13 protein-coding genes are annotated in these 16,120 nt (G+C 59.6%); 9 read left to right on the top strand and 4 right to left on the bottom strand.

Features of this window, described 5'->3' with window-relative positions; all coding sequences use genetic code 11:
- The first annotated feature begins 2 nt into the window (after nt 1-2).
- On the top strand, nt 3-1,064 hold the full coding sequence (locus QPL95_RS06240; protein ID WP_303290142.1) for a maleylacetate reductase: 1,062 nt from the start codon (nt 3-5) through the stop codon (nt 1,062-1,064).
- A gap of 89 nt (nt 1,065-1,153) precedes the next feature.
- Here QPL95_RS06240 and QPL95_RS06235 read toward each other — a convergent pair whose 3' ends face one another.
- Together QPL95_RS06235 and QPL95_RS06230 are read right to left on the bottom strand one after the other, a co-directional pair.
- Nucleotides 1,154-2,266: an S-(hydroxymethyl)glutathione dehydrogenase/class III alcohol dehydrogenase gene (locus QPL95_RS06235; protein WP_303290141.1), complete on the bottom strand. Its 1,113-nt coding sequence runs from the start codon at nt 2,264-2,266 to the stop codon at nt 1,154-1,156.
- A 91-nt stretch (nt 2,267-2,357) separates the two neighbouring features.
- The gene (locus tag QPL95_RS06230; RefSeq protein ID WP_303290140.1) at nt 2,358-3,665 is read right to left on the bottom strand and encodes a PAS domain-containing methyl-accepting chemotaxis protein; all 1,308 of its coding nucleotides are present in this window, start codon (nt 3,663-3,665) and stop codon (nt 2,358-2,360) included.
- Between the two features lie 149 nt (nt 3,666-3,814).
- On the opposite strand from QPL95_RS06230, the gene QPL95_RS06225 reads away from it, so the two are divergent.
- From QPL95_RS06225 to QPL95_RS06190, 8 genes are all read left to right on the top strand, one after another.
- A complete protein-coding gene (locus QPL95_RS06225; RefSeq protein WP_303290139.1) occupies nt 3,815-5,140 on the top strand; it encodes a DASH family cryptochrome in 1,326 nt (441 codons plus the stop codon).
- Nucleotides 5,137-5,625, top strand: a complete 489-nt coding sequence (locus QPL95_RS06220; RefSeq protein ID WP_303290138.1) for a DUF6231 family protein — start codon at nt 5,137-5,139, stop codon at nt 5,623-5,625. Before QPL95_RS06225 ends, QPL95_RS06220 begins: the two co-directional genes overlap by 4 nt.
- Nucleotides 5,619-7,262, top strand: a complete 1,644-nt coding sequence (locus QPL95_RS06215) for an NAD(P)/FAD-dependent oxidoreductase (protein WP_303290390.1) — start codon at nt 5,619-5,621, stop codon at nt 7,260-7,262. The genes QPL95_RS06220 and QPL95_RS06215 overlap by 7 nt, the downstream gene beginning before the upstream one ends.
- A gap of 2 nt (nt 7,263-7,264) precedes the next feature.
- A complete protein-coding gene (locus tag QPL95_RS06210) occupies nt 7,265-7,909 on the top strand; it encodes a tRNA-uridine aminocarboxypropyltransferase (RefSeq protein ID WP_303290137.1) in 645 nt (214 codons plus the stop codon).
- Nucleotides 7,910-7,966: 57 nt separating this feature from the next.
- Nucleotides 7,967-8,386 carry a YkvA family protein gene (locus QPL95_RS06205; RefSeq protein WP_303290136.1) on the top strand — a complete coding sequence of 140 codons (420 nt, stop codon included), beginning with the start codon at nt 7,967-7,969 and terminating at the stop codon, nt 8,384-8,386.
- A 68-nt stretch (nt 8,387-8,454) separates the two neighbouring features.
- Complete coding sequence (gene pomA / locus QPL95_RS06200) at nt 8,455-9,228, top strand: flagellar motor protein PomA (protein WP_303290135.1); 774 nt, start codon at nt 8,455-8,457, stop codon at nt 9,226-9,228.
- 6 nt (nt 9,229-9,234) lie between these two features.
- Nucleotides 9,235-10,152, top strand: a complete 918-nt coding sequence (locus QPL95_RS06195; protein WP_303290134.1) for a flagellar motor protein MotB — start codon at nt 9,235-9,237, stop codon at nt 10,150-10,152.
- A 211-nt stretch (nt 10,153-10,363) separates the two neighbouring features.
- Complete coding sequence (locus tag QPL95_RS06190; protein ID WP_303290133.1) at nt 10,364-11,572, top strand: ammonium transporter; 1,209 nt, start codon at nt 10,364-10,366, stop codon at nt 11,570-11,572.
- Between the two features lie 54 nt (nt 11,573-11,626).
- On the opposite strand, the gene QPL95_RS06185 is transcribed toward QPL95_RS06190, so the two are convergent.
- Together QPL95_RS06185 and QPL95_RS06180 are read right to left on the bottom strand one after the other, a co-directional pair.
- Entirely contained in the window at nt 11,627-14,770 is a 3,144-nt protein-coding gene (locus tag QPL95_RS06185; RefSeq protein ID WP_303290132.1) for an efflux RND transporter permease subunit, read from the bottom strand.
- A complete protein-coding gene (locus tag QPL95_RS06180; RefSeq protein WP_303290131.1) occupies nt 14,767-16,005 on the bottom strand; it encodes an efflux RND transporter periplasmic adaptor subunit in 1,239 nt (412 codons plus the stop codon). Before QPL95_RS06180 ends, QPL95_RS06185 begins: the two co-directional genes overlap by 4 nt.
- Nucleotides 16,006-16,120 lie beyond the last annotated feature (115 nt).

The following is a 16,120-nucleotide window of genomic DNA, read 5'->3' as shown; positions in this document are numbered from 1 at the left end:
ACATGCAGGTAAAGCCATTTACGTACAACGCCAACCCGGCGCATATCCTTTTTGGCCCCGGCAGCCGCTCAGCGCTTGCACAGGAAGTGCGGCGCCTGGGTTGCCGGCGGGCATTAGTGCTTTCAACACCAGGCCAGCGCGCCAGCGCCGAACATCTTCTCAGGGAGCTTGGTAAGCTGGGCGCCGGCGTGTTTACCGAAGCGGCCATGCACACTCCGGTGAGCGTGACCGAGCAGGCTTTGATGGTGTTTGCAGGCATTAATGCGGACTGCGTGATCGCCGTCGGCGGAGGCTCGGCGATCGGGCTTGGCAAAGCCATCGCCTATCGTAACGGCGCGCCACAGATCGCCATACCCACGACCTATGCCGGTTCCGAAGTAACGCCGATTCTGGGCCAGACTGAACACGGCCTGAAAACCACTCTCAGGCAGGACTCCATCCTCCCTAATATGGTGATCTACGATTCCGAACTGACCCTGCAATTACCCGTTGCCGTAACGGTCAGCAGTGGCCTGAATGCCATGGCGCATGCGGTGGAGGCGCTTTATGCCCGGGATCGCAATCCGATAACCTCATTGATGGCGCTTGAAGGGCTTCGTAGCCTGAAAGCGGCACTGCCAGCCATCGTCCACCAGCCCCGAAACGTCGATGCCCGCAACAACGCACTCTATGGCGCCTGGCTGTGCGGAACCGTGCTCGGCACCGTCGGCATGGCGCTGCATCACAAGCTCTGCCATACCCTGGGCGGCAGCTTTGGCCTGCCCCACGCCGAAACCCACGCGATTCTGTTGCCCCATACCGCCAGCTATAACTCAGAGGCGGCGGCAGACGTGCTGGCGCCTGCTGCTGACGTGTTTGGCGGGAACCTGGCCCTTGGGCTTCAGGATTTTGCCCGGTCGTTGGGTGCGCCCACGGCGCTCAAGACGCTGGGACTGGCGAAGTCAGACCTGAAACGGGCAGCCAGTCTGGCGGTGCAGAATCCGTACTGGAACCCACGTCCTCTGGACGCTGACGCCTTGTTGGCGTTGCTTGAACGCGCTTGGGATGGCAGTCGCCCTCAATAGGGAACACTGACGATTCAGCGGGAAGAATGGTGTGAAATTTGAAGGCTCTGCCTCCCTGACCCTTCAACCAGGGAGGCCATACGTGCCGGTCAGAAGTGAATAACGGTCCGGATACTCTTGCCTTCGTGCATAAGATCAAACGCTTTGTTGATGTCTTCCAGCGGCATTTCGTGAGTGATGAAGACATCCAGCGGAATCTCACCGGTCTTGGCTTTCTCCACGTAAGACGGCAGCTCGGTGCGGCCTTTTACGCCTCCGAACGCTGAGCCTTTCCAGACCCGGCCAGTCACCAGCTGGAACGGACGCGTGCTGATTTCCTCGCCGGCACCGGCCACGCCGATGATGATGGATTCACCCCAGCCTTTGTGGCAACACTCCAGCGCAGCCCGCATCACCTTGACGTTGCCAATGCACTCGAACGAATAGTCCACACCGCCGTCGGTCATTTCAACAATGACTTCCTGAATCGGCTTGTCGTAATCGTTCGGGTTGACCACATCGGTGGCGCCCAGCTGTTTGGCAATATCAAACTTGCCGGGGTTGATATCAACGGCAATGATCCGGCTGGCCTTGGCCATGGTGGCGCCGATGATCGCAGCCAGGCCGATACCGCCGAGGCCAAACACCGCCACGGTGGCGCCTTCTTCAACCTTCGCTGTATTCAGCACCGCACCGATACCGGTGGTCACGCCGCAGCCCAACAGGCACACCTTGTCCAGCGGTGCTTCCTTGGGGATTTTGGCCAGGGAGATTTCTGGCAGCACGGTGTACTCGGAGAACGTAGAGCAGCCCATGTAGTGGTACAGCGGTTCGCCCTTGTAGGAGAACCGGGAGGTGCCATCGGGCATCACGCCCTTGCCCTGGGTAGCGCGCACCGCACCACACAGGTTGGTCTTGCCCGAAGTGCAGAACTTACACTCGCCACACTCGGCGGTGTAAAGCGGAATCACGTGATCGCCCACTTGCAGGTTCTTCACGCCGGGACCGACCGCTTCCACAATGCCGCCGCCTTCGTGGCCCAGAATGGTGGGGAACAGGCCTTCGGGATCGGCACCGGACAGGGTGTAGGCGTCGGTGTGGCACACACCGGTGGCCACGATTTTTACCAGAACCTCGCCTTCTTTAGGCGGGGCCACATCCACTTCGACGATTTCCAGTGGCTTGTTGGCGGCAAAGGCCACGGCTGCGCGGGACTTGATCATTCAGTGTCTCCTACTGTCCGGGTGGGCGGCTGAATGTGACACCAGCCGCAGAAATACAATCACGATTTTAACACGCATCCACGGCGAGCACTCACCGACCTATGGCGTCTATGGCGTCAAGCACTGCGTTAGCACCGTCTTTAATCTCGGCAATGACGCGCTCAACCGACTCCGCCTGCTCGCGACCCTCAATGGCCACATCCAGAACCTCACTGATCTGGCGCTCAACACCGCCAGACAACTCCAGAATGCTGTGAATCACATCGGCAATTTCACGGGTGGCCGCGCCGGTGTTGGCCGCCAGCTTGCGCACTTCATCCGCCACCACCGCAAAGCCACGGCCATGTTCGCCGGCGCGCGCTGCCTCGATCGCGGCATTCAGTGCCAACAGATTGGTCTGGTCGGCAACACCGGCAATGGTATCAACCATTTTCTCGATGCTTTGAGAGCGTTCATTGAGCTCGGCAATGATGCTTTTGGCCTTATCGACGCCCTGCTCGATTTGCTGTGCGGTTGCCTTTGATTGCCGCAACGCCTCATCGGCCCGGCCGACAATGTTGACTGTCTGAGTGGCAGACGCAGAGGCAACCGCCGCCGCATCCTGGGTTTGCAGGGATTGCTCTACGCGCTCGGTAATATCGCTGGCAAACTTCAACACCTTTTCCACCCGGCCTTTATCGTCCAGGACCGGGTTATAACTGGCTTCAAGCCAGAGATCACTGCCGTCAGAACGCCGACGATGGAAACGGCCGCTGCTGAAACGGCCGGCTGCCAGTGACGCCCAGAAATCCGGGTTTTCGCGATAAAAGGAATCATCACAGAACATTTTGTGGTGCTTGCCCTGAATCTGCTCAAGACGATAGCCGGTGACTGCCAGAAAGTTTCGGTTGGCCGTGATAATGGTCCCATCAGGGGTAAACTCAATCACCGCCATCGACCGGTCAATCGCATCAAATGCGGCCTGCTGATCTCTGAGCTGATCGTGCTTGACGCTGACGTCCGAGGCGATTTTCATCACCCGTTCCACGGCACCGCTGGCACCCCGAATCGGGAAGTAGGTCGCTTCCAGCCAGATCTTCTGACCATCCCGGCCGCGACGGGGAAAGGTGCCTGCGTGTGAGTTGCCGGCACGGAGAGAGTCCCAGAACTTGCGGTAGTCCGCAGAATTCGCCAGCTCCCGATCGCAAAACAGGCTGTGGTGTTTGCCCACGACTTCGTCCCGGCGATACTTCACCACATCCAGAAACAGGTCATTGACATCAACGATCAGCCCATCGGTCGTAAACTCGATGGTGGCAACAGACTCTTGAATAGCACGGTGAACCGCTTCGCACTTTGCGGCTCTGGTCTCGCACTCGGCCATTGCGTGTTTTTTCTTCGGGGTCAGGAACATAGTCATTCATCTCTAAATAAGGTCAACCACTAACGTCCTGTTTCATGGTGCTGAGTTATCGGCCCAGCAAGTCATTCCTCGAGTCGCGGCCAAGATCTTTTTTGCCATGTCTGGCGTAAGCTTATTCCAAAGCCGCAAAAACGAGACACTATACGTTGCGTACCCTTTATTGGTTTACCCGTGACCTGCGAATTCATGACAACGCCGCCTTGCTGGCCGCCGCTCGCTCGGACATGCTGTTGTGCGTGTATGTGGTCGACCCGCGCTGGTTTGCCAACGGACCCTTTCAGTGCCGTGGTATGGGCGAGCATCGGTGGCGTTTTCTGTGGCAAAGCCTGACCGACCTTGAGCGTAGCCTTCGCGCTCTGGGCCAGCGCCTGCATATTGCTTTTGGCGAGCCGGAACGAACCATTCCGGACCTTGTACACCAGCACAGCATCAGCCGGGTAGTACGTTCGCGTTTACCGGGTACCGTCGAAGCCCAGCAATGGCGTGCAGTACAGCAATCCTTGCCGGGCATTGTGATGCAAACATTCGAAACGCTGAGCCTGTTCACCGAAGGCACCTTGCCGATGCCACTCAGTGACTTGCCGGCAACCTTTTCCCAGTTCCGTAAGCAGGTTGAGAAACAGGGCGAGCGCGGCCCGGACATGTTGCGCATCCGCACCCTGACGGCCTTGCCACCACCACCGGGCTTCCCCGAAGACAATCGAGGCGAGTGCCCGCCCATACCGGAACCGACTTCCACACTGAGCTTCAGAGGTGGCGAGCATGCCGGGCTCGAGCGGGTTCAGGAATTTTCTTTCGGCAACCACGGCATCGCCACCTACAAGGAAACCCGGAACGCACTGGACGATTGGCCGTCGTCCTCCAAGCTTTCACCCTGGCTGGCTAACGGCAGTCTGTCGGTACGTGAGGTAGCAGCAACCATTGAAGACTATGAGCGCCGGGAAACCCGGAATGACTCCACCTATTGGCTGTGGTTCGAACTGCTCTGGCGGGAATACTTTTACTGGTACGCCATGAAACACGGCGACAGGCTGTTCTGCCGGGATGGCGTACAACGCAAGCACCGGCACGTCACTTTCTATGGTCACCGGTTCAAAGCCTGGTGTGAGGGCAACACCCATTACCCCATCATCAACGCGGCCATGAACCAACTTCGCCACACCGGTTACATCAGCAACCGCGCCCGGCAACTGGTGGCCAGCTGTCTGGTGCACGAACTGGAGCTGGACTGGCGCTACGGTGCCGCCTGGTTTGAACAACAACTGGTGGATTACGATGTCGCCAGCAACTACGGCAACTGGCAATACCTGGCGGGGGTCGGCGCAGATCCCAGAGGGCTCCGGCAATTCAATCTGGACAAGCAGGCACAACAGTACGATCCTGAAGGCCACTATGTACAACGATGGCAGGGTACAGCCGGACAACCGGTAGGCCTGCATACCGTAGACGCCGCAGACTGGCCAATTTTATGACCACAACCAACGACTCCCCCGCCAAGGTTCTGGCCCGGCTTATCGACATCAGCCAACCGGAAACCCTGCTTTGTTGCGGCCAGACCGCCCAACAGGTGGCCGCGGTCTGGCAACAGCAGGCCGGACAGCAGCTGTTAACGCTCGACACCACCGATCCTAACGCCCGGATGCCGCCAGCCCAGGTGGCGGACCTGGCGCTGATCAGCGAGACACTGGAACACCTGCCCTTTGAAGAGGGCGTACTGCTGCTCGGCCAACTGCGTAATTACGGCACCGCCCGGATCGCCGCGCTGGTGCCGGAGATGCCCGACTGGCGATTTACCGACTTTATCGGCCTGGGCTTTCAGCGCCACGCAGAGCTGGAAACCGAAAACGGTGCACTCACCTTGTATACCTATAACCTGGACACATACAACCACAAGCGGGCATGGAATAATCCCGACAACTGGGCCAATCCGCATATGTGGGGAAAATCGTGGTGGTAATAACAGCAACCTCAAAAGCACTGAAGCCAAGCACCATCCGCATCGGCACCCGCTACCGGGCCAACCGGCTGAAGGGGCCTTATGACGCCATTGTGATCGGCTCCGGTATCGGCGGCCTGACCACCGCCGCCTGCCTGTCCAAAGCCGGTAAAAAAATCCTGGTACTGGAACAGCACTACACCGCCGGCGGTTACACCCACAGTTACGCCCGCAACGGCTACGAATGGGATGTGGGTGTTCACTACATTGGCGACATGGGGGCAAAACACACCCTCGGCCGCCGACTGTTTGATTACATTACCGACGGCCAGCTTGATTGGGCGCCAATGGACGAAAACTACGACCGATTCTTTCTCGGTGACAAAGTGGTCAACCTCCGCGCCGGTAAAGAAGGGCTGAGACACTCGTTGCTGGCAGCATTTCCGGAAGAAAGTGACGCCATCGACCGCTACCTGGCACTGCTCGGTAAAGTGGCCGATGGTATGCAGTGGTACACCCTTTCGAAACTGGCGCCAGCGCTGGTCAGCCCGCTGATGTCTCGGGGGCTGAAATCGGTCTTGCCGGATTGCTTCAACCGCACCACCCGGGAGGTACTGAGCGAGTTAACCGATAACGAAGAGCTGATCGGCGCCATTACCGGCCAGTGGGGTGACTGCGGCGTTACCCCCAAACACTCCAGCTTCATGGTTCACGCCCTGATTGCCAAGCACTACCTGCACGGCGGCTTCTATCCGGTGGGCGGTGCTTCCGAGATCGCCAAAACCATCATTCCGGTGATCCAGGCCAGCGGTGGCGAGGTGTTTACCTACGCCGACGTGACTGACATTCTGATCGAAAACGGCAAAGCCGTTGGTGTGCGCATGGCAGACGGCGAGGAAATCCGGGCCCCGAAAGTCATCAGCAACGCCGGTGTTATCAACACCTTTGAGCGGTTGCTGCCGGCAGAGGTCGCCGATGAAATTGGCTACCCTCAGGAACGGGAGCATATTCGCCCCTCGATGCCCCACATTGGCCTTTATATTGGCCTCAAGGGCACGCCGGCAGAGCTGGGCCTGCCCCGCACCAACTTCTGGATCTACCCCAGCGCCGACCACGACACCAATGTCGAAAGCTTTTTGGAAGATCCGCACAACGCACCCTGGCCGGTGGTCTATATCTCGTTTCCCGCCGCCAAAGATCCGGACTATCAGAATCGCTGGCCCGGCACCTCGACGATCGAGATTGTCGCGCCAACCACCTGGGAGATGTTCGAGCCCTGGCAGGGCAGCACCTGGGGCAAGCGGGGTGAGGATTACGAAGCATTAAAAGTAAAAATCACCGATCAACTGATGGAAGTCCTCTACAACAAACTGCCCCAGCTGCGCGACAAGGTAGACTATGTGGAAACCTCCACGCCCCTGTCCACAGCCTGGTTCTGCCGATATGAGCAGGGGGAGTTGTACGGGCTGGACCACACTCCCGAGCGCTTCGAGCAACACTGGCTGAAACCGAAAACCGACATACCGGGCCTGTACCTGACCGGGCAGGACATCCTCACCTGCGGCGTGGTCGGTGCCATGATCGGCGGACTGATAACCACCCTGTCCATTCGGGGTCTGAAAGGCGCGGGGCTGGCTAAACGAATCTTCGTGGGTTGAGCATGGCCAGGGCTACCTGCGCACGCTGCGGTATGCATCCGAATACTTGCGTGTGCGACGAGTGTGAGCGTGTAGACAACAGCCAGCGGGTTGTCGTTCTGCAGCACCCGTCCGAAGTGAGTCACAGCAAGGGGACTGTGCGCGTATTGCGCCAGTGCCTGGCGCGTATAGACGTGCTGGTTGGTGAGGATCAAACGTCGTTTGCCCGTCAAGGACTGGAAGGCCTGCTGAGCAAAACCCGCACCGGACTGCTCTTTCCGTCTGCTGACAGTCAGCCGGTCGAAGGCGGCGCAACCTCTGACATCGACCAGTGGCTGGTACTGGACGGCACCTGGCGCAAGGCCGCGAAAATTCTGCATCTGAACCCGCAACTCGGGCAGCTACCCTGTTTTCACTTCGCTGATCCGCCAGTGTCGCAATACCGTATCCGAAAAGCCCCAAGGGCCGGGCAACTCTCCACCCTGGAAGCCGTCGCCCACTTATTGACGCTGACCGAGCCCGACACCGACATTGCGCCCTTACTTAATGCGCAGGAGGCCCTGGTTCGAAAACGGCTGGCCTTTGTGCCTGATGGCCACAGAGACAGCCGCCATCAAGCTTCCGGTATCGCCTACGCTTGCGGCCAACCCCAGTGCAAACCAAGGTGACTCGCCAGCCCGATTTCGCTATGTTGAAACGATCGCTTATCTCAAGGGTATCGGCCTATGGCATGGATCTCGGAAAAAACAGCTGCTAACGAGTTGAAGTCGCAAAGCGCCAAGGTTCACAGGCGCGATCTTGAGACACTCCTGGAGCGACAAAAGGCCATTGAGGAAAAAGTGAAAGGCAGTGGCCGCCTGAACCGATTCGCCACCGACATCCGGCTGATGTTTTCGCTGATCCGGGACTACTGGCAGGGCAATTATCGCGCGGTCCCCTGGAAAACCATAGCTGCCGTGGCCGGCGCACTACTGTACGTCATGAACCCGCTGGACCTGATCCCCGATCTCATACTGGGCATCGGGTTTATCGACGATGCGGGCGTGGTAGCGCTCTGCCTGAAACTCGCGGAGTCCGATCTTCACCGCTATGCCGCCTGGAAAGAATTACAGGAAACACCGGAAGGCAGCACCATTACCGATTGATCAAAGCCTGATCAGAGGATTACCATCCAGCCTTCTGATTTTAACCCAGCATTAACACTGGAGTTCCTTTGGATTTTGCCACCCTGATAGGTCTTGTGGGTGCCCTAATGCTGATCGCATCGTCGGTCATCCTGGGCGTTTCTCCCGACGTTTTCATCAACCCTCCCTCGCTGCTCATTGTGGTCGGCGGCACCCTGTTTGTGGTTCTGGCAAAATTCAGTGTTGCCCAGTTCTTCAGTGCTTTCCGGGTGGCGGCCAGGGCCTTCAAGTTCAAGCTGCCGGAAACCCGGGCGAGCATTGATGAGCTGGTTGAGGTCGCTCAGGTTGCCAGAAAGTCCGGCGTGCTGGGCCTTGAAGACCGGGAAGTGAGTTCGCCGTTCCTGGCCCAGGGTATTCAGATGCTGGTCGATGGCCACACCGCCGACACCATCAAGGCTCTGCTCTCCAAGGAACGACTGATGACCCTGGACCACAACCGGTCCGGCGCCAAGGTGTTTACCGCCATGGCGGACGTGGCACCCGCCATGGGCATGATCGGCACGCTGATTGGTCTGGTGCAGATGCTGTCGAACATGGAAGACCCCAAATCCATCGGCCCGGCGATGGCAGTCGCTCTGCTGACCACCCTCTATGGCGCCATGATAGCCACCATGATTGCCACCCCCATCGCCGACAAGCTCTCCCTGCGGATGACCGAGGAAGCCCGGATGCAATCCTTGTACATTGATGCCCTGGTGGCCATCCAGGAAGGCACCAACCCCAGAATCATCGAACAGATGCTGTCCAGCTACCTGACCCCGAAAGAACGGGTAAAGAACGAAGAACCCGAGGCCGCAGGCTGATACGTTATGGACGATTTGCCTGAAGAGGAAAAACCCGGCATTCCTGCCTGGGTAGTGACATTCGCCGACCTGATGTCGTTGCTGATGTGCTTCTTCGTGCTCCTGCTGTCGTTCTCGGAAATAGACGCCCAGAAGTTCAAGCAAATCGCCGGCGAACTGTCCAAGGCGTTCGGTGTTCAGCGTGAGGTGCCTGCACTGGAGATTCCGCAGGGCACCAGCCCGATTTTCGATACTTTCTCACCTGCCCCACCCCAGCCCACCGTGGTCAATGAGATCAAGCAGACCACAACGGATCAGCAGCCGGAACTGCAGACACTGAAAAGCCCGGACGAACAAGCCGTACAGGAAGCGGTGCAAGACAAGATGGACGCCAGCACGGCCCGGATCCTCGAAGTGCTGGAGCCCGCCATCATCGATGGGCGCATCAACGTATCTCAAGAGCAGCGCCGCATCGTTATCCGCATTGAAGAAAAAGGCTCCTTCCCCTCTGGCTCGGCCCAGCTGACCTGGGAATTCGAGGGCCTGCTACTGGACATGGCCGAGGTGCTCGCCGACATGCCCGGCGATCTGGCCATCGAAGGCCACACCGACGATGTGCCCATTCGCACCGACCGTTTCTACAGCAACTGGGATCTGTCCGCCGCCCGTGCCGCCGCCGTGGCCAATGTTTTGCTGGCCCGGGAGCAGGTGAGCCCGGATCGTCTTCGAGTCACCGGCCTCGCAGACACAGAGCCGAGGGTACCCAATAGTTCGGACGACAACCGTGCCAAAAACCGGCGCGTGGAGATCGTCATCGATCTGTCTGAACCGATGCAGGAGCAGGAGCTGCGCCTTCGAGAGCTGATCCGCTCCGAAAGTGAGCAGCAAGAAGCCATTATCGGCATTGAACCCGGCCAGGACACCCCGAGCGAAATCACCTGGTAAGCCATCCAGATTGGTGCACAAGCTCCCGGGGTGCACGCCTCTGGTGCATGCTCTCGAACAAAACTACCTCTCCCGCCACGATCAAATTCGCCAACCCCCCTGCGGTGCTTGATATGCATTGTTTTGGAACAGGGCTTGCTTACGTTGCACCCCATCAATGCACTACGGCTCGCCAGAAGCCGGATCATCAAAATACTCAGGAGAAAAACCCGTGGATATCACGAGTGCCGTACACACCCTGACCGAGAGCGCCAACACGCTCTTCATTCTGATTGGCGCCATCATGGTGCTGGCCATGCATGCCGGTTTCGCGTTCCTTGAGGTAGGCACGGTTCGACACAAAAATCAGGTCAACGCCCTGGTCAAGATCATGACCGACTTTGGCATCTCCGCGGTCGCCTACTTTTTCATTGGTTACTACATCGCCTACGGCGGCCATTTCCTGAACAGCGCGGCGGAGCTGACGGCCGCCAACGGCTATGAGCTGGTCAAATTCTTTTTCCTGATGACCTTCGCGGCAGCCATACCGGCAATCGTTTCCGGCGGCATCGCGGAACGGGCCCGGTTCTACCCCATGCTGATTGCCTCAGGATTGATCGTTGCTTTCGTCTACCCCTTCTTTGAGGGCCTGATCTGGAACGGCAACTTTGGTTTCCAGGCCTGGTTGGAGAACCAGTTTGGTGCACCCTTCCACGACTTCGCCGGCTCCGTTGTGGTGCACGCCGTCGGTGGCTGGATTGCGCTGGCCGCAGTGTTGCTTCTGGGGGCCCGCACCGGCCGCTACCGTAACGGCCGGGTCGTGGCGTTTGCCCCCTCCAACATCCCCTTCCTGGCCCTGGGCGCCTGGATTCTGACTGTCGGCTGGTTTGGTTTTAACGTGATGTCTGCACAGACCCTCGATGGCATCAGCGGTCTGGTGGCCGTCAACAGTCTGATGGCCATGGTAGGCGGCATTCTGGTGTCCATGCTGCTTGGCCGCAAAGACCCGGGCTTTATTCACAACGGCCCGCTGGCGGGCCTGGTCGCCGTGTGCGCCGGCTCGGACCTGATGCACCCGGTCGGGGCCTTGATCACCGGCGGTGTCGCCGGTGCCATCTTTGTGTATCTGTTTGAGTGGGCTCAGGCGAAAATTGAACGCCTGGACGATGTTCTGGGTGTCTGGCCATTGCACGGGGTGTGTGGTGTCTGGGGCGCCATCGCCTGTGGCATTTTCGGCCAGGAGGCTCTGGGAGGACTCGGCGGCGTCAGCCTGATGGCACAGATCATCGGTTCCCTGGCCGGCGTTGTCGTGGCGTTTGTGGGCGGCCTGATCGTCTACGGTGCCATTAACGCTATTCACGGTCTGAGACTGACCGAGGAAGAGGAGTTCAACGGCGCAGACCTCAGCATTCACCGCATCGGTGCGAACGCGGCTGAATAAAGCGGCCCACCGGCGGGCGCAGCGCTCAGAGCTTTTCGGGTATCCGATATCCGGCTAGCTCTGAGCGCGCCATTCCCGGAACTGCTCCACCCAGGACAATAGTGCCGGAATCACCAGCAGCACCAGGAAGGTCGCTAACCCCAGCCCAAACGCGATCGACGTCGCCATGGGTATCAGGAACTGCGCCTGCAGCGAGGTTTCGAACAGCAGGGGCAACAGGCCACCGATGGTGGTCAGCGAGGTCAGTAACACCGCGCGCACCCGCTGCACGGCGGCTTCGTTCAATGCATCGGTGATATTCAGCCCTTTCTGGCGTTGCTGATTGTAGAAAGCCACCAGAATAATGGCGTTGTTGACCACGATGCCGGACAACCCGAACAGTCCGAACAACGACAAAATGGTTAACTGCAGCCCCATCAGCCAGTGCCCCAGCAAGGCGCCCACCAGGGCAAAGGGGATGATGGCCATCACGATCAAAGGCAAGCTCCAAGAGGCAAACACCCACGCCAGTACCACGTACATCAACCCGACACCGATCACCAGACCGGTTTTCATGTCGTCCATAGTTTCGCGCTGGTCGGCGGAGCGGCCCTCAAAGCTGTAGCGCACGCCATAGCGGCTGGCGATATCGGGCAGGGCATCGGCTTGCAGGCTTTCCAGTACCTGATCGGTGGTGGCCACCCGGGTATTGAGCGCCGATGTGACTTCCACCGCCAGCTTGCCGTCGGCATGGCGCAGGGCCTGAAAACCCTGGCGGTGATCCAGGTTCATCACCTGCGCCAGGGGCACAAACCGACCGTCTGGCACCCGCACGGTCATGCGCTCCAGGGTGGAATACTGCTCTCGCTGATCCCTGGGTAATTGCACCCTTACTTCCACTTCGTCCCGCCCGTCCTGATAGATCTGGGCAATCCGGCCGTCAAAGGCAGCCCGCAACTGCCGGCCCAGGTCCACCGTGGTCAGCCCCAGCGCTTCTCCGTAAGGGCTGACCTGGTAGATCAGCTGCTCCCGGCCCCAGGGCATGTCGTCCTCTACATCCAGCACGCCGGGCAGCGTGCTCAAGGCCTGGGCGACCTCATCGGCAGCCCGCTTGAGGTTGTTGGCGTTTTCACCGGTCAGGCGCACATTGACATCCCGTCCGGGCGGGCCCGCCTGGCGTTCGTTAATGTTGAGAGCATCCAGCCCGGCCGGCAAGGTCAGGCGACTGCGCCACTCGCGCATGAAGTCCGGGTTACGCACATCACGCCGATCAGAGGGCACCAGCTCCACCAGCATCGATCCCAGCTCATCGTCGTTGCGAGAACTGCCTTCGGCACCCTGAGTGGCCCCGTAGGTGGTCACCGCGTGCAAAATCAGATCACCGCCGAGGGCGTGTTCGGTGTCGTTCAGCGTCTGCTGCATGTCCCGCATAAACCGATCAACCGTGGCTTTGTCGGTGCCGGCCACAAAACTGGCGTTGGCGTAGAACACTGAAGGCTCAGGGGTTGGGAAAAAGTTGAAGCCCAATCGACCACCGGCCAACAAGCCCACCGTGACCAGCGCCAGCGCCAGGGCGCCGGCCACCGTGACACCCCGGTGCTTCAGGCTGTAGCGGGAAAATTGCCGGAACGGGCCTTCCCGGAAGCGGTCAAAACTCTGCTCGAACCGATCCCGGAACCGGCTAACCGGATTACCTCGGTGCGTCGTCTCAATCTCGCTGGCCTGCGGTTTGTCCTTTACGCCCTTGTCCTTTACGACAAAGGCGTGGCGTAAATGCGCCGGCAATACCACAAAGCATTCGAGCAGCGAAGCCACCAGCACACAGATCATCACCAGCGGAATGTCCCCCAGGATGTTACCTATGATCCCACCCACCACCAGCAGAGGCATAAACGCCGCTACCGTGGTCAGGGACGAGGCCAGCACCGGCCATACCATTCGCTTGGCGGCGCCTTCGGCAGCGTAGATGGACTGCTCGCCCATGCGGGCGTGGGCATCGGCATCTTCGCCTACAACAATGGCATCATCTACAATCACCCCCAGGGCCATAATCAGGGCAAACAGCGACATCATGTTGATGGAGCCCCCCAGCAGCCACAGCACCGCCAGGGCGGCCATGAATGCGGTGGGAATACCAATGGCCACCCAGGCCGCAACACGGCCCGGCAAAAACAGGTACAACAGGGCGATCACCAGCACCAGTCCCGTCAGGCCGTTGTTCACCAGCAGCGAAATACGGTCTTCCAGTAGCTGCCAGGTTTCATCGTACACGTCCATTTTCAAGGTGGGCGGCAGCGCCGGCCGGGTCTCTTCCAGCCAGTTTTCGAGCACCCGGGCGGCGGCCAGGGAGTTGCCGTTCTCTGCCCGTTGCAGCTGCAGCTCCACCGCCGGTTGGCCTTTGTTTTCCATCACCGTCTGGTTGTCACGGGCTTCCTGACGGATGATCGCAATGTCGCCCAGTTGCAGACGAATGCGATCGTTGCTGAGCACCGGAATGGTTTCAAAGGCCTGGGGGCTTCGGCGCTGCTCCACTGAGCGCAGCTCCCGGGTGGCGTCCTGCTGAGCCATCATGCCGGCGGGCAAATCCCGGGACAGGGACGCCACCCGATCGGCAATCTGCTCCAGTGTCAGCCCGAGGCTTTCCAGCCGCTGTACAGGAACCTCAATGCTCACCTGCTGTTCCGGCAAACCACGAATGCTGATGCGGTCAATACCACGCTCCAGCAGCTCATCCTCAAATCGGTAGACCAACTGCCGCAGCTCGGTCCGGTCCACCTCGCCATAGATCAGCAAACGCGCTACCGGCTCGTAGCGCTCAACCCGCGTAACCTGGGGCTCCTCGGCATCCCCCGGCAAATTGTTGAATTCATCCACTTGCTGGCGCACATCGTCTACCGCCTGAATCGGGTCCGTGCCTTCGTGGAATTCCAGGCTGATGGACGACACGCTCTGGGCCGAGGTGGAAGTCATTTTCTTCAGGCCGTTTACACTGCGCAGACGCTGTTCCAGCGGGTCGGTAATGCCCCGCTCGACGTCCTCGGCCGAGGCACCGCTCCAGACCACCCGAACGCTCACCACATCCAGCGCGAAGGTGGGGAAAAACTGGATGTTCATGCGGGTCAGGGCCAGCACGCCGCCGAGCAGCATGACCAACATCACCAGATTGCCGGCGACCCGGTGGTGAACAAAAAATCCGATCACACCTTTCTTGCGCCTCACTGACCCGGCTCCCCGGCGGCATCGGCCAGCTTAACTTTCAGGCCGGTCACTGCATTCGGTAAATGGGTGGTAATCAGGCGGGCCCCGGGGCGGAGTTGGTCACCTGCAATCAGCAACCGGCGTTCGCCGCTGTCGCTTTGAGCCTCGCCGATTCGCTCTACCTCAATCCGGGTCATCCGGCTGTCGTCGGTCATGAGGTACACGCTACCGGCACCGTACAGGGCACTGAAAGGCACCTCTACCGCTTTTTCCCTGGCCGGTCTTTCGAGTGTCAACGGCAACAGGCCTCCGGGGCGCAAGCCACCGGGTTTGCCCTGAAGCTCCAGAACGGCCTCGGTACCGGCCGGGTCAGACAAACCGGCAAAACGGGCCAGTACAAATTCATGCCCGCTGTCCGAACGAGCCATCAGGATTTCGCCCTGCTCCAGAGCCTCGATCAGCTCAGCTTGGAACACCTGAGGCACCCGGGCCCGCACTTCCAGCCCCTGGGTCGGGTACACCGTCAGCAGGGCTTCATTACGCGCTACCTGATCGCCTACGGCCACCTGGATACCGGTCACCACGCCCTCAAACGGCGCGACCACCCGGGCCCGCTCGACATCCCGTTCCGTCGCCGCGAGATTGGCACGAGCCTGGGTCAATTTGGCCTCCAGGCTTTGCAGGCGGGCTGGATGTTCCTGAATCGCACGCTGGCGAGTGCTAACCGTGAGTTCTGCCCGGGCCAGGGCATCTGTTGCCGCTTCCAGATTTTCCCGGGAGGCCAGATTACGGCCGACCAAGGATTCGATCCGCTCAAACTGGCGGCGGGCATTATCGAGTATGGCCTGTTCACTTTTCAGGGCGTTCTGGTCATTACGGTAACGCACCTGCTCCGAGCGGATCTGGGCGTCCAGATCATCCACCTGCGCACTGGCCTGTGCCAGTGCCGGGCCGATATCGGCTTCATCCAGCGCAAGCAGAAGCTCACCCGGCCTGACCGCCATCCCTTCCGATACGGGTCGCTCTGCCACCCGGCCCGCCAGCGTGGCGGTGATGGTTCGCTGATCCGGTGCCAGCACCTCGCCATAAAGCGAGAGAACCGGCACCCGGGTGGCCAGCTCGACAGGCTGCACCTGTACCCTCCAGCTGCGCTCGGTGGCGGTCACTTCCGCCGGCTCTGGTCGAGTGGCTTTGAGTATCATGAATCCGGCGATGCCAGCCGCAACAATGATCAACGGTATCAAACGTTTTAACATAGCCAGGTTTGTGCTCCGGTTGGCAAGGGGTGCGTTAACACGCTAAAACTACTATACAATTTACAAGGCAGAACGGATTGTTCGCACCCTGCGACAAATCCACACAGGCCCGATT

Source organism: Marinobacter sp. SS5-14b (assembly GCF_030541005.1).
Lineage (GTDB): Bacteria > Pseudomonadota > Gammaproteobacteria > Pseudomonadales > Oleiphilaceae > Marinobacter.
Note: the sequence above shows the minus strand (reverse complement) of the source record. Positions and strands in the feature narration are given on the sequence as shown.